General features: G+C 53.6%; 1 rRNA gene. It reads right to left on the reverse strand.

The window, feature by feature from the left end:
• Window positions 1–2,036, reverse strand: a 23S ribosomal RNA gene (locus HMPREF0908_RS09295); the annotation flags it as partial.

Consider the following 2,036-nt stretch of genomic DNA (forward strand, 5'->3'; position numbering starts at 1 on the left):
ATATGCCAAAGACCAATGCCAAGCTGCAGTAAAGCTCCATGGGGTCTTTCTGTCCAGTCGCGGGTAACCTGCATCTTCACAGGTATTTCAATTTCACCGGGTCCCTCGTTGAGACAGTGCCCAAATCGTTACGCCTTTCGTGCGGGTCGGAACTTACCCGACAAGGAATTTCGCTACCTTAGGACCGTTATAGTTACGGCCGCCGTTTACAGGGGCTTCAGTTCGCTGCTTCATCTCTAGGACTAACAACTCTCCTTAACCTTCCTGCACCGGGCAGGCGTCAGCACCTATACTTCAGCTTGCGCTTTCGCAGGCACCTGTGTTTGTGGTAAACAGTCGCTTGGGCCTCTTTTCTGCCGCCGCCCAAAGCTCCACTTGTAAAAAGCTTCACCCCAAGCGGCCATCCTTTTCCCGAAGTTACGGATGCATTTTGCCGAGTTCCTTAACGAGGGTTTTCCCGCGCACCTTAGGATTCTCTCCCCGCCTACCTGTGTCGGTTTTGGTACGGGCAGACGACTTCTCGTTAGAAGCTTTTCTTGGCAGTGTAGTGCGGCTGAATTCAGATTGACCGTAGTCTTTCCTATCTATCGGTTCTCGGCCTATATAGTATGGGGATTTGCCTCCATACCAGCCTACCGCCTTCGACGCGCTCTACCATTCGCGCGCTCAGCTTCCTTCCTGCGTCACTCCATCCTCAAACGAAGTCGCCCGGTACTGGAATTTTCGCCAGTTGTCCATCGCCTATGCTTTTCGCCTCGGCTTAGGTCCCGACTTACCCCGGGACGACGAGCGTTGCCCGGGATTCCTTAGGCTTTCGGTGGACAGGATTCTCACCTGTCGTTTCGCTACTCATACCGGCATTCTCACTTCCTGTTCGTCCAGCAGTCCTTCCGGTCTGCCTTCGTCCAAACAGGAACGCTCCCCTACCCAGTGTGTACCTTAGTACACCCTGCCGCGGCTTCGGTTCTGTGCTTGAGCCCCGGATATTTTCGGCGCAGGGCCTCTCGACCAGTGAGCTATTACGCACTCTTTTAATGGTGGCTGCTTCTGAGCCAACATCCTGGTTGTTTTCGAAGTCCTACATCCTTTTCCACTTAGCACAGCATTTGGGACCTTAGCCGGCGGTCTGGGCTGTTTCCCTCTTGAATACGGGTCTTATCACTCGCATTCTGACTCCCAGGCTGCCCATATGAGCCATTCGCAGTTTGACTGGGGTCGGTAGGCTTTACGCCCCCTTGCCCGATCAGTGCTCTACCGTCTCTATGGTTATTCGCCTGAGGCTAGCCCTAAAGCTATTTCGGGGAGAACCAGCTATCTCCACGTTCGATTGGCATTTCACCCCTATGCACACCTCATCCCAACGTTTTTCAACACGCACGGGTTCGGTCCTCCACTCATTTTTACCTGAGCTTCAACCTGGACATGCATAGATCACTGTGGTTTCGGGTCTAATCCATGCTACTGCCGCCCTCTTAAGACTCGCTTTCGCTTCGGCTCCGCGTCTCCCGCTTAACCTCGCAGCATAAATTAACTCGCCGGTTCATTCTTCAATAGGCACGCCGTCGCACATGTAAAGTGCTCCGACTGTTTGTAGACATACGGTTTCAGGTTCTTTTGCACTCCCCTCCCGGGGTTCTTTTCACCTTTCCCTCACGGTACTTTTCGCTATCGGTCGTTTCGATGTATTTAGCCTTGGATGGTGGTCCACCCTGCTTCCCACCGGGTTCCTCGTGCCCTGTGGTACTCTGGATCCCTGCCCGCCTTTCACTCTTTCGTGTACGAGGGTCTCACTCTCTTTGCCGCACCTTCCCAGATGCTTCCACTAAAGTGTCCGGTTTGTTGCAGGTCCGCAACCCCGGAGAACCGAAGTCCTCCGGTTTGGGCTCTTCCCGTTTCGCTCGCCGCTACTCAGGGAATCTCTTTGATTTCTTTTCCTCCGACTACTTAGATGTTTCAGTTCATCGGGTGTTTCCTCCCTACCTCTAGAGTAGGGTGACAAGACGTTACTCTTGCCGGGTTGCCCCATTCGGAAATCC

Origin of the sequence: Centipeda flueggei ATCC 43531, from assembly GCF_000160695.1 — a bacterium.
Taxonomy (GTDB): domain Bacteria; phylum Bacillota; class Negativicutes; order Selenomonadales; family Selenomonadaceae; genus Centipeda; species Centipeda flueggei.